The organism is Streptomyces sp. TLI_146, from assembly GCF_002846415.1.
In the GTDB taxonomy this organism is placed as follows: Bacteria; Actinomycetota; Actinomycetes; order Streptomycetales; family Streptomycetaceae; genus Streptomyces.
The window spans coordinates 8,178,036-8,197,520 of record NZ_PJMX01000001.1 but is presented as its reverse complement, the minus strand read 5'-3'; the positions used below and the strand labels follow the sequence as shown (position 1 = coordinate 8,197,520).

General features: G+C 70.4%; 16 protein-coding genes and 2 pseudogenes. 14 read left to right on the top strand and 4 right to left on the bottom strand.

Annotation, left to right across the window (positions count from 1 at the left end; all coding sequences use genetic code 11):
- Positions 1–473 precede the first annotated feature (473 nt).
- Positions 474–917 (top strand): transglycosylase SLT domain-containing protein, encoded by a 444-nt coding sequence (locus BX283_RS36455; protein WP_101386171.1) that lies wholly within the window; start codon positions 474–476, stop codon positions 915–917.
- Positions 918–1,012: 95 nt separating this feature from the next.
- On the opposite strand, the gene BX283_RS36450 is transcribed toward BX283_RS36455, so the two are convergent.
- Positions 1,013–1,624: a TetR/AcrR family transcriptional regulator gene (locus BX283_RS36450; protein ID WP_101392801.1), complete on the bottom strand. Its 612-nt coding sequence runs from the start codon at positions 1,622–1,624 to the stop codon at positions 1,013–1,015.
- 126 nt (positions 1,625–1,750) lie between these two features.
- Here BX283_RS36450 and BX283_RS36445 point away from each other — a divergent pair, with 126 nt between their 5' ends.
- From BX283_RS36445 to BX283_RS36435, 3 genes are all read left to right on the top strand, one after another.
- Entirely contained in the window at positions 1,751–2,242 is a 492-nt protein-coding gene (locus BX283_RS36445; protein WP_101391659.1) for an HXXEE domain-containing protein, read from the top strand.
- Positions 2,243–2,728: 486 nt separating this feature from the next.
- Positions 2,729–3,847 (top strand): M4 family metallopeptidase, encoded by a 1,119-nt coding sequence (locus BX283_RS36440; RefSeq protein WP_257584122.1) that lies wholly within the window; start codon positions 2,729–2,731, stop codon positions 3,845–3,847.
- An 83-nt stretch (positions 3,848–3,930) separates the two neighbouring features.
- Positions 3,931–4,233, top strand: a complete 303-nt coding sequence (locus tag BX283_RS36435; protein ID WP_101391657.1) for a protealysin inhibitor emfourin — start codon at positions 3,931–3,933, stop codon at positions 4,231–4,233.
- 40 nt (positions 4,234–4,273) lie between these two features.
- On the opposite strand, the pseudogene BX283_RS36430 reads toward BX283_RS36435, so the two are convergent.
- Positions 4,274–4,534, bottom strand: a pseudogene (locus BX283_RS36430) (chlorophyllase); the annotation flags it as partial.
- Positions 4,535–4,557: 23 nt separating this feature from the next.
- Between BX283_RS36430 and BX283_RS36425 the strand changes: the two are divergent.
- The 8 genes and pseudogenes from BX283_RS36425 to BX283_RS36390 all read left to right on the top strand — a co-directional run.
- A pseudogene (locus tag BX283_RS36425) lies at positions 4,558–4,767 on the top strand (TetR/AcrR family transcriptional regulator); the annotation flags it as partial.
- Between the two features lie 260 nt (positions 4,768–5,027).
- Entirely contained in the window at positions 5,028–5,570 is a 543-nt protein-coding gene (locus BX283_RS36420; RefSeq protein ID WP_101391656.1) for a DM13 domain-containing protein, read from the top strand.
- A 315-nt stretch (positions 5,571–5,885) separates the two neighbouring features.
- Complete coding sequence (locus tag BX283_RS36415) at positions 5,886–6,311, top strand: nuclear transport factor 2 family protein (RefSeq protein WP_101391655.1); 426 nt, start codon at positions 5,886–5,888, stop codon at positions 6,309–6,311.
- Positions 6,308–7,156 (top strand): NAD(P)H-binding protein, encoded by an 849-nt coding sequence (locus BX283_RS36410; protein WP_101391654.1) that lies wholly within the window; start codon positions 6,308–6,310, stop codon positions 7,154–7,156. Before BX283_RS36415 ends, BX283_RS36410 begins: the two co-directional genes overlap by 4 nt.
- A gap of 118 nt (positions 7,157–7,274) precedes the next feature.
- A complete protein-coding gene (locus BX283_RS36405; RefSeq protein ID WP_101391653.1) occupies positions 7,275–7,880 on the top strand; it encodes a TetR/AcrR family transcriptional regulator in 606 nt (201 codons plus the stop codon).
- Positions 7,881–8,091: 211 nt separating this feature from the next.
- Positions 8,092–9,051 (top strand): ABC transporter ATP-binding protein, encoded by a 960-nt coding sequence (locus BX283_RS36400; RefSeq protein WP_101391652.1) that lies wholly within the window; start codon positions 8,092–8,094, stop codon positions 9,049–9,051.
- Positions 9,048–10,406, top strand: a complete 1,359-nt coding sequence (locus tag BX283_RS36395) for an ABC transporter permease (protein WP_101391651.1) — start codon at positions 9,048–9,050, stop codon at positions 10,404–10,406. The genes BX283_RS36400 and BX283_RS36395 overlap by 4 nt, the downstream gene beginning before the upstream one ends.
- 4 nt (positions 10,407–10,410) lie before the next feature.
- Complete coding sequence (locus BX283_RS36390; RefSeq protein ID WP_101391650.1) at positions 10,411–13,161, top strand: bifunctional YncE family protein/alkaline phosphatase family protein; 2,751 nt, start codon at positions 10,411–10,413, stop codon at positions 13,159–13,161.
- A 157-nt stretch (positions 13,162–13,318) separates the two neighbouring features.
- On the opposite strand, the gene BX283_RS36385 is transcribed toward BX283_RS36390, so the two are convergent.
- Positions 13,319–14,044, bottom strand: a complete 726-nt coding sequence (locus BX283_RS36385) for a dienelactone hydrolase family protein (RefSeq protein ID WP_101391649.1) — start codon at positions 14,042–14,044, stop codon at positions 13,319–13,321.
- Between the two features lie 123 nt (positions 14,045–14,167).
- Positions 14,168–14,941, bottom strand: a complete 774-nt coding sequence (locus BX283_RS36380; RefSeq protein WP_101391648.1) for a polysaccharide deacetylase family protein — start codon at positions 14,939–14,941, stop codon at positions 14,168–14,170.
- 335 nt (positions 14,942–15,276) lie between these two features.
- Between BX283_RS36380 and BX283_RS36375 the strand changes: the two genes are divergently transcribed.
- Both BX283_RS36375 and BX283_RS36370 read left to right on the top strand, forming a co-directional pair.
- Positions 15,277–16,272: a phospholipase gene (locus BX283_RS36375; RefSeq protein WP_257584121.1), complete on the top strand. Its 996-nt coding sequence runs from the start codon at positions 15,277–15,279 to the stop codon at positions 16,270–16,272.
- 190 nt (positions 16,273–16,462) lie between these two features.
- Positions 16,463–19,456 carry a BTAD domain-containing putative transcriptional regulator gene (locus BX283_RS36370; protein ID WP_180357362.1) on the top strand — a complete coding sequence of 998 codons (2,994 nt, stop codon included), beginning with the start codon at positions 16,463–16,465 and terminating at the stop codon, positions 19,454–19,456.
- The last annotated feature ends 29 nt before the right edge of the window (positions 19,457–19,485 follow it).

Here is a 19,485-nt window from a genome sequence, read left to right as displayed (position 1 = left end):
TACGACACGAGCGCCCGCGGAAGCGTCGCGCCCGCGTGGAGCACCTGACCGGGACGGAGTGGTTCGGTACCGGCCTGTGAAGCACGGTGCCCAGCCCGCCATGCCCCTCTGTTTCCGAGGTGGTCGCCCTGTCTCACCGGCATCTCGGAAGGGTATAGATGGTTACTTTTCGTGACATTTGGGTGGGTTGGGGGTGACTCGGCCCATAGGACCCACGTCACATACGTAGGAGGCTAGTAGCCCCCCACGGCCCCGACGGCGGTCCCTGGGACGGGCTCTCACCTGCGTGGATCCCGTCCCGGGCGGGCGGGGGCCGCTGGTCCCCGGCTGCGAGGGCGCCTAGTAAGAGGGGTCGTTGCCAGGGCGGCGAGGCATCGGTAGAACTGGATGAGTCGCCGAGCGGCCCGGGTGTTTTCCTCCCGCCGCAGACGAACCCCTCTCCCTCGCGTGAGTGGCTCACGCATGCCCCTGGCATGCCGCGACCGTCCTCGTCCCCTGTGAAAGGCCTGCCTGTGTCCCAGTCCGTCATCCGCCGCATCGCCGCTTCGAAGAAGACCCTCGCGGGTACCGTCGTGGCCCTCGGTGCCGCCGGTTCCCTGCTCGCCACCGTTCCCGCCCAGGCGGCCCCGGTGAGCGCCAAGGCGATCGCCCAGCAGATGATCAAGGACCCGGCGCAGTTCGCGGCGTTCAGCAACATCGTTTCCCACGAGAGTGGCTGGGACCACACCGCCACGAACTCCTCCTCGGGCGCCTACGGCCTGGTCCAGGCCCTGCCCGCCTCGAAGATGGCCTCGGCCGGCGCGGACTGGAAGACCAACCCCGCCACCCAGATCAAGTGGGGCCTGGACTACATGAACGACCGCTACGGCAGCCCGGTCGGCGCCTGGAACTTCTGGCAGGCCCACCACTGGTACTAAGCCACCAGCGGCAGCACACGCAAGAAAGACGCTCGGCCGGGACATCCCCGGCCGAGCGTCTTTCTGTATCTGGACGTGTCTGCGGAGCAGACCAGTCAGTCATAGGAGGCGGGCTGGACGCCGATGGGCTGGAGCACCGCGTCGACCACGGACTCCACGAAGCCCTCCTCGGCCGGGAGCTGCCGCAGCAGGATCCGCATCCACACGGCGCCCGCGATGAGGTCGACGAGCAGGGCCGGGTCCGCGTCCGCCGGCAGTTCGCCGCGGGCTACGGCACGGGCGAACAGTGGCCGTTCCCGTTCGAGGCGGTCGGCGAAGAAGTCGCGGGCGAGGAAGGCGAGTTCGTCCTGGCCGCCGCCGCTGAGCATGGCACGGGCCACGGGACCGGTGCGCTCTCCGCTCACCAGGCGGGCCATCTGTCCGGCGAGTGCGATCAGATCGCCCCGGAGGGTTCCCGTGTCGGGGATGTCGATGTCCAGCACCCGGGAGCGGAGCAGTGCGGCCCGCAGCAGTGGGCCCTTGGACGGCCACCACCGGTAGATCGTCGTCTTGTTCACCCCCGCCCTCGCGGCGACAGCCTCCACGGTCAGCCGCTGGTAGCCGCGTTCGATGAGGAGTTCCAGCGTGGCCTCGTGGATGCGTTCGGCGGCCCGGGGACCGCTGCCATTCGCGCCTCGCCGGGAACTGCTCGTACTGGATTCACCCATGCCGCTACTGTAGAACACAACGCAACGTTGCGTTGCACTTCTTGGGGAGGAAGCATGGCTCGCGTACGGCGCAGGACCCCTGCACATCCGACGGCATCCACGGAGACACACGTCATACCCGCCGGCGTGTACTGGGGGTTGTTCGCTGCCTGGGCGGTCAACGATGTGGAGGAGCTGCTCACCATGGCTCCCTGGTCCCGTTCCGCCGCACCGCGCCTGAAGGCCCGCTTCCCGCGCGTCCCGGACGCGGTGTGGAACCGGATGGAAGTCACCCAGCCCCAGGTGAACGCCGCGATCGGCCTGATGGCCCTGCTGATCGCAGCCGCCGCGGCGGACGGCGCCCGCACCCAGGGGCGCAGCGCGTTCTTCCGCACCGTCCTGACCGGCTTCGGCATCCACGGCGTGGCGCACCTCGCCCAGTCGGCCGCGTACCGCGGCGTGACCCCGGGTGTCGTGACCTCCCCCACCGTGGTCATCCCGTACAGCCTGTGGGCACTGTCCCACCTGCGCCGCGCGGGCCTCCCACCCGCCTCCCGGGCCCTCGGCCTCGCCCTGCTGCCCGTGGCGACGGGCACGGTGCACACGTTGGCGCGGCGCCTGACCCGGCCGACGAAGTGAGGGTGCCCGCGCTGGGGGTGCGCGTCGGCGGCATCAAATGGATACTCGAAGTAGACACGCCTTTCGCCGCCGCATGCATGCGCACGGCGCAGAGAGCGGCACCACGGAACCGCTCGCTATACGGCTTGGGCTGCGGGCCAACAGGCAATTCGCGCTCCACGCAGGTGCCGTGGCGGCGCGTCAGACGCGACAGTCAGGTCTCGGCTGTCCGGTCTCGGCGACACCCCTCTCTGTTCTCTGTGCATCAGCGCCCGCCGTTCGACGCCCCGGCGTCGAACCGGCCACGGTTGTTCTGCACTGCGATGAAACAAGAAGAAACAAGAAGAACAACCCACACCAGAACACCAGATGAGCGGGGTTTCACGGCCGCTCCTCTTTCGCGCGAGGTATCCGATGACCAGGACCTGCCGCCACAATTGCATCATCCCCCCGCTCCTTCTTGAAAAGCTCCTGCGAAGCGACAAGGCAGAGGTGCACCAAGCAGCCTTGGACACCTTGCTGACCACCGCAGGGTTGCGTGGTGAGCGAGCCGTCCGGGCGTCCTTCGCCGGTACCGCCACCCCCGGCAACGGCCGACGCACCGTATTCGACTGCCAGAACGGCAGGTCGCTCCCGTTGGCCGTGATGGCCCGCTCGGAGGACGGGCCGGCGTCCACCGACGATTCCGTCAACCGGGCGTTCGACGGCCTCGGCACGACGCACGACTTCTACCAGGAGGTGTTCAACCGCAATTCGATCGACGACCGGGGGATGCGTCTGGACGGGTACGTCCACTTCAGCGCGAAGTACAACAACGCGTTCTGGGACGGACAGCAGATGGTCTTCGGCGACGGAGATGGAGAGATATTCACCGACTTCACCGGTTCCCTCGATGTGATCGCCCACGAGTTGACGCACGGAGTCACCGAGAACACGGCGGGCCTCGCCTACCACGATCAGCCCGGCGCCCTCAACGAGTCCATCTCGGACGTCTTCGGGTCGCTGGTCAAGCAGTGGTTCCGCAAGGAGTCTGCCGACAAGGCGGACTGGCTGATCGGACCCGAGGTCTTCACCCCGGGTATCGAGGCCGACGCCCTGCGGTCGATGAAGTCCCCAGGTCAGGCATACGACAACGCCATGTTCGGCAAGGACCCCCAGCCCGACCACATGAGCAGGTTCGTCCACCTGCCGGACACCGAGCGAGGCGACAACGGCGGAGTGCACATCAACTCCGGCATCCCGAACAAGGCGTTCTACCTCACCGCGACGGGCATCGGCGGATTCGCGTGGGAGGCCGCCGGACTCATCTGGTACGAAGCGCTCAAGGCCTCCACCGTCGAAACCCAGTTCCAGGACTTCGCGGACACCACCTACCAGAAGGCCGAGGCACTGTACGGGGCCGGCAGCGCCGAGCAGTTGGCCGTGCTGGCGGCGTGGCAGGAGGTGGGCATCCAGATCACCGGGGTCCCGGCCGGGGTCGCCCGGACGCGTAGCCGCGCAGGCAACCGGAACGGCGGCACGGGTCGGCAGGACGGCCTGACGGCCTTGACCAAGCAGATCGGGATACTCACCACCCAGGTGACCTCGCTGGCCAAGGACGTGGCCACGCTGAAGGGGAAAAAGTGACCGCCGGTGGTTGATGCGGATTTCCGCCCCCGGACGACCGTGACGGCGAAGAGCGCCGCTGCGTCGGCCGGGAGGTCGCGACGATGAAGGTCACGCTGGAGACTCACGGCGGGCAGGCGGCGGCGATCAACCTCCGCCTCCCGCCCAAGGTGCTGGACACCGACACCCTGCCCGCAGACGCCTCGGCGGAGCTGACCCGGCTGCTCGCGGGAGCCGTCCCGGCACCCACACCGGAACGGCCCGACCGCGCCCGGGACGCGATGAGCTACACGATCACGGTGGAGGACGAGGGCCGCTCGACCGTTCTCACCCAGTCCGACACCACCATGTCCCCGGCTTTCGCGGCCTTGCTCAGTTGGCTCGAAAACCACTTCGCGCAGCAATGAGACGCATCTGATCCACTGCCGAAGTGGGGCCTCGTCGGCCTTACTTGGACTCGACCCGCCCGAGCGGATCGGGCCCGGCCGCCAGCGCGTCGCACATTTGCCGCCAAGCGGGATCCCCGGGGTAGAGCTCGCTGCGGAGGTAGGCCCAGGTCAGCCGCTGGACGGCGGCCACCCGCTCCGGGTTCTCGTCCGTGGTCTCGGCGACGTTGTATCCGGAGACACCGCCGGGCCCGTGCTCAGCGCCGAACAGGGTGAGCAGGGACTTGGGCCCCGGGGAGAGGACGTAGGGATCGGCGTGCCACGCGAGCGGGGAAGGAGACGCTGGTGCCCAGCACAAGCCAGTCCAGGGAGGGGCCGGTCCGCGGCAAGCGGGCCGACGCCCAGCGCAACCAGCAGACGCTCCTGGCCGCCGCCGCGGACGTGTTCGTCACCTCCGGCGTCGACGCCCCGATCCGCGAGATCGGCGCCCGCGCGGGCGTCGGGATGGGGACGATCTACCGCCACTTCCCGAGCCGGTCCGATCTCGTCGTCGCGGCAACCTCTGCATCGGACGCGACAGCGACCCCGGCTACGACCCTCGCCGCATGGTCGAACTGCTGCTTCGGGGGCTGCGGCAGCCGCAGTCATCCTGATACGGACAGGTGGGATCGCGCGATCCGCCCCACCGCCTGCCACCCCGTCCCCGACGACGTAAGACTTCCGTCATCGGCCCGGACGTCCATACAGCCGCCGGTTCGGCTTAGCTGGACGAGAGAAGGGGGGCGACCTCTTCGAACTAAGAGGGAGAGGGAGTCATGCGCGCGGTCACCGCACTGGTTGCTTTCTTGAGGAGGCCCCTGGGTATCGCCCTGTCGGGCCTCGCGGTACTGCTGCTGGCCGTGGGCCTGTACTGGTTCCAGCCGTGGAAGCTATGGGTGGACGAGACGGTTCACGACGCGCTGCCGACCGCCGCGCCCGCCACCGCCGGTGCGCGGCCGGGGCCGTCCGTCCTCGCGACCGGCGAGCTGATCAGCCACGAACATACGACGAAGGGGTCCGTGCGCATCCTCCAACTCCCGAACGGCACAAGGACCTTGCGCCTGGAGGGCCTCGACACCAGCAACGGACCCGACCTCCGGGTGCTGGTCACCGATGCGCCGGTGAAGAAGGGCACAGCGGGCTGGCGGGTCTTCGACGACGGCAAGCACGTCAGCCTCGGCAAGCTCAAGGGCAACAAGGGCGACCAGAACTACGACCTGCCGGCCGACCTCGACCTGGCCGCCTACACCAGCGTCAGCATCTGGTGCGACCGCTTCGACGTCTCCTTCGGTGCGGCGGAGCTCAAGCGCGCGACATGAGGGGACGATGACGCCTGCCCCTCCCCTCCCCTCCCAGGCACCTTCCGCGACGACGACACGAGCGCTGCGTACGCGGACAACACCGGCAGGCCTGGGCACCGCGTACGCGAACAACACCGGCAGGCCCGGACGCTTCGAGCCCCCATCACGCCCGCCCTTGTTAAGCGGACTGGCGGTCCGTATGCTCATGCCCATACGGACCGCCAGTCCGCTTGCGTGCTGGCGCCACGTACCGAAACACCGTCATGACTGGACATCGCGCTTCACATGACGAGTGGGATCGCCGTGTCTTCGAGCGGAACGGAACCCTTGACCATGTCAGTGCCCATGGCGCCCGCGGAGCTGTACCACCACGGTCTGCGACTGCTGTTGGAGAAGGACATCCCCGGCTGGGTGGACCTGTGGGACGAGGAGGGAGTCATGGAGTTCCCCTTCGCACCCCCGGGCTGGCCCGAGCGGCTGGAGGGCCGACAGTCCGTCGCGGACTACATGCGCCACTACCCCGACCACATCGACCTGCACGGATTCCCCGATGTGACGATCCACCAGACCACGGCTCCCGAGACGATCGTGGTGGAGATGCGCGCGGTCGGCCGCCTGGTGGCGACCGACAGCCCCTTCGACATGACGTACATCGCCGTGGTCACCGTCCACGACGGGCGCATCACCTCCTACCGCGACTACTGGAACCCGCTCACCGTTCAGCAGCCCGGCGTCGACTTCCTGGGAGGGCACCGATGAACTCCCCCGCCACCCTGGTCATCGGAGCCACCGGCACCACCGGCCGCCGTGTCACCGCCCGCCTGATCGCGGAGCGCCACCGCGTCAAGGCCGCAGGGCGAAGCGCCACGCCGGTGGAGGGTGCCGAGGCTGTCCGCTTCGACTGGAACGAGCCCGCGACCTGGAGCGGGGCTGTGGACGGCGTCGACCGCGTCTACCTCGTGCCGCCGATCGGCTCTTCGGCCCCGGCCACGGTCATGCTGCCGTTCCTGCGCCTGGCCCGCGATGCGGGCGTGCAGCGGGCGGTACTGCTCAGCTCGTCGGCGATCCCCTCCGGCGGCCCTACGGTGGGGCAGGTCCACGAGGCACTGCCCGGGCTGTTCGCGCAGTGGGCGGTGCTGCGGCCCTCCTGGTTCATGCAGAACTTCACCGGATCCATGCCCCATGCGCGCAGCATCCGCGACGAGGGCGCGATCAGGTCGGCCGCGGGAGACGGCCGCGTCGGGTTCGTCGACGCGGAGGACATCGCCGCCGTCGCCGTACGCGCCCTGACCGACGAGCAGGCCCCCAACACCGATTTGATCCTCACCGGGCCGCAGACGCTGAGTTACGACGACGTCGCGGCGATCCTCACCGAGAGCGTCGGCCGGACCGTGGTGCACCGGCGGCTGACCTTCGAGCAGCTGCGGGACCGATGGGCGGCCGAGATACCGCTGGAGTTCGCCACCATGCTGGCCGCCATGGACCGCGCCATCGCCGAGGGGGCCGAGGACCGCACCTCGGACGCCGTCCAGCGCCTCACCGGCCACAGCCCGGGCACCTTCCGCACCTTCGTCGAGCGGGAGGTGGGCCGAACACGCTCCTGAGCTTCTGCGAGGCAGGGGGCGGCGAAGCACTGCCCGCCCGGCACGGACCGATGCTCCCGCGACCCCAGCGAATATCATTCCCCGGGGCCGGGACCGGCCGAAGACCAAGGAGGACCCCGTGGCCCAGCGCACAGAACGCGCGGACGCACTGCGCAACCGAGAAGCCGTGCTGGCTGCCGCGGATGCCCTCTTCGCCGCCAGCGACAGCCCCCACAGCGTGTCGATGGACGACATCGCCACGGCGGCGGGCGTGGGCAAGGGCACCCTGTTCCGCCGCTTCGGCGACCGCGCCGGACTGATCGGCGCCGTCATCGCCTCCCGCCTCGAACCCGTACAGCAAGCCGTACGGGAAGCGCAGGACGCGGCCACTTCCTCACCACGGCAGCGGGTGCTCGACCTCCTCGACGCCTCACTGCGCTTCAAGATCGAGAACCGGAGCCTGATGTCGGCGGCGGAAGACGCCGGACTCGGCAGCCCCTACCAGGCTGAGCACTACGGCTGGTGGCACGACATCCTTCGCGAGACCCTGGCCCAGGTGCCCGGCGTCCCCGCCGCGGATTTCACCGCTCACGCCCTGCTGGCCGCGATCCGCGCCGACCTCGTGGCGCATCTGATCGACAGTCAGAAGATGACGCCCGAAGCCCTGCGCTCCTCGCTCGCAGCGTATGTCGGCACCGTTCTCGGCGACGGCTCCGACCCGTCCGGCACGCACAAGGAGGCATGAGCCACCTCTCCCCCGCCCTGACGGGCGTCGCCCCGGCATCGACATCCAGGCCGCCGCGACGGCGCGCGGCTGCCTAGCCGGTCATGGCCGCTTCTCCAGTCTCGGCACGACAGTTGACGGTCACCTTCTGTTCCCTCGGCGTTCAACTCGCCTTGCCTGTCTGCGTCGTGTGGCGCTTCTATGGTCCTTGACGTCTCGAAAGAGAGGTGTCATGGACACACCGCTCGCGATCCGGGCTCGTGGGATCACCAAGTGTTTCGGCGACGTGGTGGCGCTCGACGGCGTCGATCTGGACGTGGCACGGGGCCAGATCCACGGTCTGGCCGGGCCGAACGGGGCGGGCAAGACCACGCTGCTCGGCCTCCTGTTGGGCCTGGCCGTCGCCGACAGCGGTCACCTCGACATTCTCGGTACGCCCGTCGGGCGGGCACTCGCCGCTCCCGACGGTGTCGCCGGATTCGTGGACGGCCCCGGCCTCTACCCCTCGCTCACCGCCCGCCGCAACCTCGCCGCGCTGGCCGCGCTGCACGGCCGTGACGTATCGGCGGCGGGCATCGACGACGTACTCGACCAGGTCGGTCTCACCGATGTCGCCGACGACCGGGCCCGTGGATTCTCGCTCGGTATGCGCCAACGGCTCGGGCTGGCCGCCGCTCTGCTGACCGAGCCCCGGCTGCTCGTACTCGACGAGCCCGCCAACGGCCTCGACCCGGCCGGCAAGCGACACGTGCACCGTGTCCTCACCCGGCTGGCGGCGGGGGGAACCAGCATCGTGCTGTCCAGCCACCGCATGGACGACCTCGAAGCGCTGTGCTCCGAGGTCACCATCCTCTCCACCGGACGGGTCGTCTTCTCCGGCCCGTTGAGCAAGCTGGCCGCCGAGAACCGCGAACTCGACTACCGACTGCGCACCTCCGACCCGCGAGCCGCCCTCCGACTGGCCGCCGATACGGACGGGATCCGTACCGGCGACGCCGCCGACGCTGCCCACGGAGTCAAGGCAGGGCACGACGGCGCGGTGCTCGTGGTGCGCGCGCGGGTGCCCGCTGTCGACGAACTGGTGAGGCGGCTGGTGCTCGCGGGCATCGCGGTGCGCGAGCTCGCCCCCGTGGTGTCACCGCTGGAGGCCGCGTTCCTCGCCCTCACCGAGGGGCAGGAGGACGGCCGATGACCACGACCGTCGCCGCCCACCGCGCCACCGGTGCCCGCACCGTCTCGGTGGCCCGCGCCTACCGCTTCGAACTGGTCAAACTCTTCTCCTCCTGGCGGGTGCGCCTGCTGGTCCTCGCCTGCTGGCTCGTTCCGGCGCTCTTCGTCGCCGCGGTGAGCCGGCAGAGCTCGCTCCCCGTCGACACGCTCTTCGGCCGCTGGATGCACGCCACCGGGTGGGCCGGGCCGCTGGTGACGCTCGGCTTCTCGGGCGCCTGGGCGCTCCCGCTGCTGACCTCGGTGGTCGCCGGTGATGTGTTCGCCTCCGAGGACCGGCTCGGCACCTGGCGCCATCTGCTCGTGGCGGTACGGTCGCCCCGGCGGATCTTCGCGGCGAAGGCGCTGGCCAGCCTCACCGCGATCGTGCTGCTCGTGGTCGGCCTGGTCGCATCGAGCACGGTCGGCGGGGTCCTGGCGGTCGGGAACCAGCCGCTCGTCGGCCTCGACGGCCACCTGCTGGCCCCGTCGGACGCGGCCGGGAAGGTCCTGCTCGCCTGGCTCTGCGTGCTCGCCCCGACCCTGGCGCTCGCCGCGATCGGGCTCCTCGGGTCGGTCGCGCTGGGGCGGTCCCCGATGGGGCTGCTGCTGCCCGTGCTCGTCGCGCTGGCGATGCAACTCGCCCAGATGCTGCCGCTGCCCGTCGCCGTACGCCTCGCCATGCCCGGCTACGCCTTCATCGCCTGGAACGGGCTGTTCACCGACCCGGCGCAGGTCGGCCCGCTGCTGATCGGCATCGCGGTCGCCCTGGTGTGGGCCGTCACCGCGACGGCGCTGGCCTATCTGCTCTTCCTGCGGCGCGACTTCACCAACCTCCACGACGACGGCTCGGGGCGCCGCGCGGTCACCGCCGGAGTCCTGCCGCTCGCGGGACTCCTCACCGTGACGGTGGCGGTCGTCGCCACCGCGACCCCGGCCACGGGCTCCGGCATCGAGCAGACCAAGGTGCAGCGCTCACTCGCCACGGCCTTCGCCCACCTCTATCGCCTCCAGGCCGAGGAGCTCAACCGTCCCGCCGTCACCGAGGCGCAGCTCAAAGCCACGGCGGCGTGCACCAAGGGCAGCGTCACGACCGGCGCCCACGGGCCGGGCAACGACTGGCGCTGCGTCGTCTCCTGGCACCTCCCCGACGTCCGGGCCACCGGGACGGCCGTGTACCAGCTCGACGTCGCCGCAGACGGGCGGTTCGTGGCCGACGGCGACGGACCCAAGGAGGTCAACGGCTACTTCCTGCTGCGGACCCCGACCGGGGACGCGCCCAACCCGCTCTGGCAGTTCGACGGCAACGTCGAACTGCTCGCCGCCACCCCGAAGGGATGACTCCATGCAGGTCACACGCCGCCGCCGGAGCACCGGAAAGGGGCGCCCCGGCTCGCTCACCAGACGCCTCGGCCGCCGAACACCCCTGACAGCGGCGGGCATCACCGTTCTCGGCCTCGCCCTCGCCGGTACCGCCCTCGCCCAGACACAGCAGTTCGGCACAGCCCGCGTCGGCCAGAACACCCGCCAGGGCCAGGTCATCTCCAGCGACCAGTTCATCGCCCCGTTCGGCAACCGTCTCGTCATCAACAACGGCAAGATCATGTCGTCGTCGGTCAGCCCGGACGGCACCCACCTCGCGGCCTCGGTCGCCGACGGCGGGATGGCACTGGACATCGTCGACCTCAGGAAGTGGAAGGTGCAGCAGGTCATCGGCAACTCTGCCTCGGCGGACCTGCGCATCAGCGGCAACGACGTGGGCCAGGAAGGCCCCACGTACTCCCCCGACGGTACGCAGCTGTGGCTGGGCCAGACCGACGGCTACACCAGGTTCACCGTCAACCGCGACGGCACCCTCGCCAACCCCGTGTCCGTCAAGATCCCGGCAGACGGGCCCAAACACGCGCTGGTGGGCGGGGCGGTGTTCTCGGCCGACGGTTCCACCGTGTACGCGGCGGTCAACGGCCAGAACCGGGTGGTCGCCATCAACACGGCGACCGGGGCCGTCCAGCGGAGCTGGCCCGTGGGCAACGCCCCGCGCGCCGTGGCCGCGGTCGGCTCCAAGCTCTACGTCAGCAACGAGGGCGGCCGTCCGGCACGGCCCGGCGACACCACGGTCAACTCGTACAACACCCAGGTGCCGGCCGACCCGGTGACCGCGGCGACCACCACCGGTACCGTCAGCGTCATCGATCTGGCGAACCCGGACGCCGCCGTCGCGAGCATCGACGTCGGTCTGCACCCGACCGCGCTGTACGCGAGGAACGGCGCGCTGTTCGTGACCAACACCGCCACCAACGACGTCTCGGTCATCGACACCGCCCGGAACAAGGTCGTCCAGACCATCTCCACCAAGCCCTGGCCGGAGGCGTCGGTGGGCTATGAGCCCAACGCGGTGGCGTTCTCCCGCGACGGCCACCTTCTGGTGACACTCGGCCGCGCCAACGCCGTCGCCGTCTACCGCTACACGACCCCGCAGGAGCCGGTCGGCTACGTAGGCCTGCTCCCGACGGACTACTTCCCCGCCGAGGTCGCCAGTGCCGGCAACCTGGTGCTGGTCTCCAACACCCGGGGCATCGACGCCCGCCGCCCCACGGCCGGCGCCGGACACGGCACCCACGACACGACATCGAGCCTGCAGCGGTTCATGCTGCCCAAGGACGGCGTCATCAAGTCCGAGACGGCCAAGGTCTTCCGGCAGAACGGCTGGACCCCCGGCTCGGTCGCCACGGCCAAGGGCAAGGTGAACCCGGTGCCCGTTCCCGTACGGCTCGGCGACCCGTCGACGATCAAGCACGTCTTCCTGATCGTCAAGGAGAACCGCACCTACGACCAGGTCTTCGGCGACGTGCCCCGGGGCAACGGCGACCCGGCGCTGACGGAGTTCGGCGAGAACGTGACGCCCAACCAGCACGCGCTGGCCCAGCAGTTCGGGCTGTACGACAACACGTACGACATCGGCACGAACTCCGCCGAGGGGCACAACTGGCTGATGCAGGCCGACGATCCGGAGTACACCGAGTCCTCGGCCGGTGAGTACGCCCGCAGCTACGACACCGAGAACGACGCGCTCGGCCACCAGCGGACCGGGTTCCTGTGGACCGGCGCCCAGGCGGCCGGAAAGTCCGTACGGGACTTCGGCGAGTTCCAGGAGTTCCTGACCAAGCCGTCGGACGCGAGCTGGCAGAACCTGTACTGCGACACCAAGAACATGAGGGCGACCGGGCAGGACACCGCCTATTCCCTGGTCTCGTCCTCGCCGATCCCGTCGCTCAACGCCGTGTCGGTGCACGGCTTCGCGAAGTTCGACACCAGTGTCCCGGACATCTACCGGACCGAGATCTGGAAGCGCGACTTCGAGAAGAACGGTCCCGCGAACCTCAACATGTTCTGGCTCTCCAGCGACCACACCGGCGGCCCGGCGAACGCGGCCGCGCAGGTCGCGGACAACGACCTCGCGACCGGCCGGATCGTCGACGAGATCTCCCACAGCCCGTACTGGAAGGACTCCGCGATCTTCGTCGTCGAGGACGACTCCCAAGCCGGCCTCGACCACGTCGACGGCCACCGCGCCCCGATCCAGATCATCAGCCCCTGGGCCCGGCACGGCGCCGTCGACAGTCACTACTACTCGCAGATCACCATGATCCGCACCATCGAGCAGATCCTCGGGATCCACCCGATGAACCAGAAGGACAGCGCGGCCAGCCCGATGAGCGGTGCGTTCACCCGCACTGCGGACTTCACCCCGTTCAAGGCACTGCCCAACCGGACTTCGCTGACCGCAGGCCTGCCGACCCCGCCTGCCTGCGGCGAGGACAACCCGGCGCCGCCGAACCCCCGCGCGGCGGCCGTCCCGTCGGCGAAGGTGCCGCAGGACAAGCAGAAGCTCGCGGCGGAGTGGAACGCCTGGAAGGCACAGCAACGGCTGACCGGCCCCGACGCCAAGCCCGACTTCGCGAACCCCGCGCAGATGAATCACTTCACCTGGTACGAGACACACGAGTGGACCACGCCGTACCCGGGCGAGCACAAGATCTTCGCGCCGAAGGACGTGCCGGGCGCGTATATGCCGTCGCCGGAGTCGGACGGCTGACAGATGACAGCCGACAGATGACGGCTGACAAATGGCAGCCGACAGATGACAGCTGACAGATGACGGCTGACAGATGAGGACTGTCAGCTGACGACTGACGGCTGACATTGGGGCCTGGGAGGCGCCGATGCGGTGGCCTGGGTAATCGCGCCCTGGCTCAATCCCCCACCGGCAGGCACTCGGCGAGCAGGTCGACGATGTCGTCCCAGGCTCGCTGCGCGTGAAGCGGGTGGTGGCCGACGCCGGGGCGTACGGCCTGGTCGACCGGCGGGTGGTGGAAGGCGTGCAGGGCCCCGCCGTAGACGACGAGGCGCCAGTCGACGCCCGCTGCCTGCATCTCGGCGGCGAAGGCGTCCCGTTGCTCGGCGGGCATGATCGGGTCCTCCGATCCGACCCCGGCCCACACGGGGCAACGGATGCGCGCCGCCTCGCCCGGTCGGCCCGTCGTCAGTGCGTTGACCGTGCCGATCGCGCGCAGGTCGACGCCGTCGCGCCCGAGTTCCAGCGCGATCGCGCCCCCGGTGCCGTATCCGATGGCGGCGATCCGGTCGGGGTCGGTCCGGGGTTCGGCGCGCAGCACATCGAGTGCGGCGTGGCCGATGTCCCGCATCCGGTCGGGGTCGGCGAGCAGCGGCATCGCGTGCGCCAGCATCTCCTCGATGTCGGTGAACCAGCGCCCGCCGTTGATGTCGAAGGCCAGCGCCACATAGCCCAGTTCGGCGAGGGCGTCGGCCCGGCGGCGCTGGAAGTCGTTCAGGCCCGTCCCCTCGGGCCCGATCAGAACCGCGGGTCGGCGGTCGACACCGGCGGGGAGCGCGAGGTGCCCGATCATCGTGAGGCCGTCGGCCGGGTAGGTGACCGTGCGCGTGGTAACCGTCGTCATGGGACTGGAGCGTAATGATCGTCGAGCCGGGCCGGGCGGGTCTTCACCGTCGGCTGAACAGCGAGGATGTGGGCCCGGCGACGGCGAGCACGACGGGCTGCTGCGCACCTTGGAAGGCCGCGCTCAGTGCACCGGGAAGCCGAACGAGTAACCCTGCTCCTTGAGTCGGGGCAGGATCCGGCGCAGGGCCTGAACGGTCTGGGTGCGGTCGCCGCCCGCGTCGTGGAAGAGGAGTGTCGGTCCGTTGTGCAGCTCGCGCTCGACGGTGGCGACGATGGCGTTCGTACCCGGACGCTCGAAGTCCTTGCTGTCCACGTTCCAGCCCAGCGGGCGCATGCCCCGGGAGGCGGCGAGCTGGCGGCTGTAGGGGGTGAAGGCCCCGCCGGGCGCCCGGTAGTACATCGGCCGTACGCCCCCGGACGCTTCGGTGATCATGCGCTCGGCGTCGAGTATCTGCTGCGCCTGGTAGGACGGGGACTTCTTGTCCATGGCCGTGTTGTGCGACACCGAGTGGTCGCACAGCCGGTGCCCGGCCGCGACCACCTTCTTCACGAGGTCCGGGTGGGCCTGCGCCTGCGTCCCCACCATGCAGAACGTGGCCTTCACCCCGTACTCCCGCAGCAGGTCGAGCACTTGGGGGGTCCACTTGGGGTCGGGGCCGTCGTCGATGGTGATGTTGATGCCGCGCGCTCCCGCCTCCGAGGCGTGCTCGATGGTCGCTGCGACCGGCTTGACGTCACTGCCCGGCGTGGCCGACGCGGTCGCTTTGGGTGACGAGTCGCTCTCGGTCCCGGCCTGCGCGGTCCACACCGAGGCACCGGTGGCGAGCACTGTCACCCCGAGCGCCGCCCCGGCCACCTTGCCGTACCAGCCTCGCCCACCGCCATGCCGTGCCATGTCCGCCCCTTTCCGCGCAGTACCTCGCCGAACTCCCGGTCATCTCGTGACCACCTGGCAGGACGAGAGCCGGCGGCCGGAGGATGCGTCTGTTACGGATCGCGGACAATTCCGTGAGAGATCGCGGACAACTCTCCCCGGACAACAGACCATCAGGGCACAGCCCACTGCCCGAACACGCCGTCTTTCGTGTTCCCACATCCCTAACTGCAGAGATTTCCTGGCGGCCGGGACGGAACACCCCACAGGCTCGGAGGCTCCAGGCCCGCACCCACGGCTCTTGACCAAGTCGGCGGGCGGGCCGCTCAGGACACCGACACAAGGGGGAACCTTTCTTGACCACTCACCTTCGACTTCGACGGGGCGCCGGCACGCGGACGATACTGGCGCTGGTGATGGCGCTGTGCGGCATCATCGGTGCCACCGCGCTCAGTTCGACCCCTGCGGCAGCAGCCGATCAGCGTCAGGCGATCTACGCCATCGCGCACCGGGTCGACACCCTGGACGGCGTGGACGCCGCGCTCAAGCACGGCGCCAACGGCATCGAGATCGACGTCTGCGCCTGGTACAACCCCAACGAATGGCGCGCGTATCACGACTGTTCCTCGGCCGGTGAGAACCGCCGCGGCCCCAGCTTCGACAGCATGATCGACCGCATCCTCTCCCACGCCGACGCGGGGCGCCGGCTGGCGCTGGTCTGGCTGGACATCAAGGACCCCAACTACTGCGGAGAGGCGCCCAACCGCGCGTGCAGCGTCGCAGGACTGCGCGACAAGGCGCAGCGGCTGACGGCTGCCGGGATCCAGGTGCTCTACGGTTTCTACGAGTACCACGGCGGCAGCACGCCGGACGTCGGCGGCCGGGGCTGGCAGAGCCTGGAAGGCAAGCTCGGCCGGCTGGAGGGCATCACGACGACCGGGACCCGCGACCAGGTCATGGGCGCCTTCAACCGGTCCGGTTCCGGATTCCCGGCCGGTCACCGGGCGATGGACTACGGCGACTCCGACATCACCAAGGGCTTCGGCAACTGTACGGAAGCCACCTGGAACACGTGCGCGGAACTCAAGAAGGGCGCCCAGGACCGTGCCGCGGGACGGCTCGCGGCCACTCTGTCCTGGACGACCACCTACAACGACCCGTGGTACGTCGACAAACTGCTGGGCGACGCCCGCGTGGACGGCATCATCGCGGGCTACGGCGCCTTCACCGGAGTGCGCGAATACGACGACAGCTGGCAGTGCGCCAACGCCATCAACCTCGTCCGCGACTGGGTGAACCGCCACGGCACCACCCACCGCATGGCCACCAGCAGCGACCGCCTGTTCAGGTAGCGGACTCCCCCGGACCGGGCACCTGCCGCCTCGAAGGACCCGCCGAGCGCGGCCAACCCCTGCGGCTCGTGCCGGTCCGCTCTCTACCATGCTCGGGCGGACTCGGGCGCCCCACAGGCAGGTGCACGCGGCGCCCGATACGCAAGTGGAGGCACGGAGAGAAACACGGGGAACGCAACGGGGGGGGAACATGGACGAGCTTCGCTATGGGCTGCTCGGCCCGGTCAAGGTCGTGGACAGTGCGGGGGAGGCCGTTCCGCTGACGCCGCAGCAGCGGGCGATCCTGGCGATGCTGCTGGCACGGCGCGGCAGGGCCGTCACCGCCGGCGACCTCGTGGACGGTGTGTGGGGCCGCCCCGCTCCGAAGCGGGCCGTGTCCATTCTGCAGAGCCAGATCTTCGAACTGCGCCGCAGACTGGAGCCCGGTCGTCGGCCGCGTACGCCCGCGACTGTCCTGGCCTCCGCCCCCGGCGGCTACCGTCTGGTGACCGCCGAGGACGCCTGCGACATCGACCGGTTCGACCGGTACGTCGCCGAAGCCGCCCGAGCGGCCCGGGACGGCGACCCTGAGGATGCCCGCCGACTCCTGCGCACAGCGCTCTCGTTATGGCGCGGCATACCGCTCGCCGGCGTGCCCGGGCCGCACGCCGACAGTCTGCGGGGCGCGCTCACCGAGCGGCGGCTGGGCGCCGTGGAGACCCGTATCCGCCTCGATCTGGAGCTGGGCGAGCACGCCGAGAGCGTCCCGGAGCTGGCTCTCCTCGTCGCCGAGCACCCGCTGCGCGAGGGTCTGCGGGCGCTGCTGATGCTCGCCCTCTACCGTGGCGGGCGCCAGGCCGAAGCGCTCGCCGCATATACCGACGGCCGTTCCGTGCTCGCCGCCGAACTCGGCGTGGAGCCGAGTACGGAGCTGAGCGACCTGTACGAGCGGGTGCTGCGGGCCGATCCGTCCCTCGCCATCGACCCGTCCCCGGCCACGCGGGCAGGCGATCCGCTCCGGGCGGAGGCGCCCCACGGGTCCGCAGCAGACAGGACCGCGGGCTACCGGCAGCCCACACCCGCCCAACTCCCCGCACCTCCCTCGGACTTCACGGGCCGTACGGCCGCGGTCGAGCACCTGCTGGCCGCGCTCGACGCCGACTCCCCGCAGATCATCGTCTCCGCGATGTCGGGCCTCGGCGGGGTCGGCAAGACCGCGCTCGCCCTGCACGCCGGCCATCGCGTCCGCCACCGCTACCCGGACGGCCAGCTCCACGTCGACCTCGGCGGTACGTCCGCCGACCCCGTCGAACCGGAGGAGGTCCTGGGCCGGTTCCTGCGCGCCCTGGGTATCGGTGCCGTACCGGACGGTCTCGACAAACGGGCGGCGCTCTACCGCTCCATGCTCGCCGGGCGCCGGGTCCTGGTGCTCCTCGACAACGCGGCGGACGGCCGACAGGTGACCCCGCTGCTGCCCGGCACCCCGGGCTGTGCCGCCCTGGTGACCAGCCGCGTCAGGCTCTCCCTGCCGTCGGCGCGGGCGTTCGAGCTGGACGTGTTCTCGGACGACGAGGCGCTGGCGCTGCTGTCCCGGATCGTCGGCCCGGCGCGGATCGCCGCCGAGCCGGAGGCCGCCGCCGAACTGGTCGCCGCCTGCGGCCGGCTGCCGCTCGCCGTACGCATCGTGGGCGCGCGGCTCGCCCAGCGCCCCGTGTGGACGGTCGCCGGGCTCGTGGACCGGCTGACCGAGGAGCAGCACAGGCTCGGCCAGATCAAGATCGGCGATCTGGCCGTCGACGCGACGTTCCGGCTCAGCTACGACCAACTGCCGCCCGACCTCGCGAGGGCGTTCCGCCTCGCCGCGCTCGCCGACGGCCCGGTGTTGTCGGTTCCGATGGCCGCCTCCCTGCTGGACCGGGACGAGCGGCAGACCGAGGCGCTGCTCGAACAGCTGGTGGATGTGGGTCTGTTGGAGCCGTCGGGCGAGCGCCACTATCGCTACCACGACCTGCTGCGCCTGTTCGCGCGGGCCCGGGCCGAGGAAGCGGTGCCGGACGCGAAGGAAGCGCGGGAGCCGTACACGTCGGAGGCCGACGCCGCGCTCGACCGCCTTGTCGACTTCTGCCTGGCCACCGTACGCGGCGCCTACCGGCACTCCCGCCCCGGCTGCACCACCGCGGACTCCCTGGCCCCAACGCGCGCGACCCCCGTCCGCTTCGAGGACGCGTCGGCCGGGAAGGAGTGGGTGCGGGACGAGCTCGACACACTGCTCGGGGTGTTGCGCCAGGCCGCACGCAGACCGGGGACCCAGATCGCGCCCGCGGCCGATCTGCTCCTGGCCCTCGACCCGTTCGGCGAGAACGACTTCCTGTGGCCGTACTTGAACGGGCCTGCCGCCGCGCTCGCCGACGCCGCCGCCCTGCGCGGCGAACCCGCCGCCGAGATCCGCGCCCGCTACATGCTCGGCGGCGGGCTGTGGCAGGTCGGCCGCGGGGCCGAGGGGCGCGCCCAGGTGGACCGCGCGCTCGCGCTGTGCCGCGCCACCGGCGACGAGGTGATGCTCGGCCAGCTCCTCAATGTGAGCGCCCTGCTGGACGTGACCGGAACGACGGGCACCCCTCGCTACGAGTCCGCCCTCGCCCTGCTTCGCGAGGCAGTCGCCGTACACGTCCGGCGCGGCAACCTGTGGGGCGAGCTGGAAGCGCGCAACAACACCGCGCATCCACTGCGGCAGTTGGGCCACCTCTCGCAGGCCCTGGACTGCCTCACAAACGCCCTCTCCCGCGCCACGCCCCTCGGCTGGACGGTGGTACGCGTCTATGTCCAGACGGGCCACGCGCGCACACTGGTCGAGCTCGGCCGCCCCGCCGAGGCGGTGGCGAGCTACACCGAAGCCCTGGACGGCTGCCGGGCAATCGGCTCCGAGCACATGGAACTGCTTGTCGAGCGCGGCCTCGGCGAGGCCCTGCACGAACTCGGCCGGTACGGACAGGCCGCAGCCCACCTGGAGCGCAGCCTCGCGGGCGCGCGGCGGCTCGGCAACGACCCGCTCCAGGCCGCCGTACTGCTCGCCCTGGGCACGACGCTGTCCGCGGCCGGCCACGCCGAGCGTGCGGATGCCTCTCTGCGCGCCGCCCACTCCCTTCACATACGCCTCGGCATCCCCCTGCCGGAGCCGCTGGCCGCGTACGGGACCGCCAACTGACGGGACCGCGAGCTGACGGCCGACCCATG

Coding starts and splice junctions, on each gene's coding strand:
- BX283_RS36455 (WP_101386171.1), top strand. CDS start 474: ATGCCGCGACCGTCCTCGTCCCCTGTGAAAGGCCTGCCTGTGTCCCAG.
- BX283_RS36450 (WP_101392801.1), bottom strand. CDS start 1,624: ATGGGTGAATCCAGTACGAGCAGTTCCCGGCGAGGCGCGAATGGCAGC.
- BX283_RS36435 (WP_101391657.1), top strand. CDS start 3,931: ATGAAGGTCACGCTGGAGACTCACGGCGGGCAGGCGGCGGCGATCAAC.
- BX283_RS36420 (WP_101391656.1), top strand. CDS start 5,028: ATGCGCGCGGTCACCGCACTGGTTGCTTTCTTGAGGAGGCCCCTGGGT.
- BX283_RS36415 (WP_101391655.1), top strand. CDS start 5,886: ATGTCAGTGCCCATGGCGCCCGCGGAGCTGTACCACCACGGTCTGCGA.
- BX283_RS36410 (WP_101391654.1), top strand. CDS start 6,308: ATGAACTCCCCCGCCACCCTGGTCATCGGAGCCACCGGCACCACCGGC.
- BX283_RS36400 (WP_101391652.1), top strand. CDS start 8,092: ATGGACACACCGCTCGCGATCCGGGCTCGTGGGATCACCAAGTGTTTC.
- BX283_RS36395 (WP_101391651.1), top strand. CDS start 9,048: ATGACCACGACCGTCGCCGCCCACCGCGCCACCGGTGCCCGCACCGTC.
- BX283_RS36390 (WP_101391650.1), top strand. CDS start 10,411: ATGCAGGTCACACGCCGCCGCCGGAGCACCGGAAAGGGGCGCCCCGGC.
- BX283_RS36385 (WP_101391649.1), bottom strand. CDS start 14,044: ATGACGACGGTTACCACGCGCACGGTCACCTACCCGGCCGACGGCCTC.
- BX283_RS36380 (WP_101391648.1), bottom strand. CDS start 14,941: ATGGCACGGCATGGCGGTGGGCGAGGCTGGTACGGCAAGGTGGCCGGG.
- BX283_RS36370 (WP_180357362.1), top strand. CDS start 16,463: ATGGACGAGCTTCGCTATGGGCTGCTCGGCCCGGTCAAGGTCGTGGAC.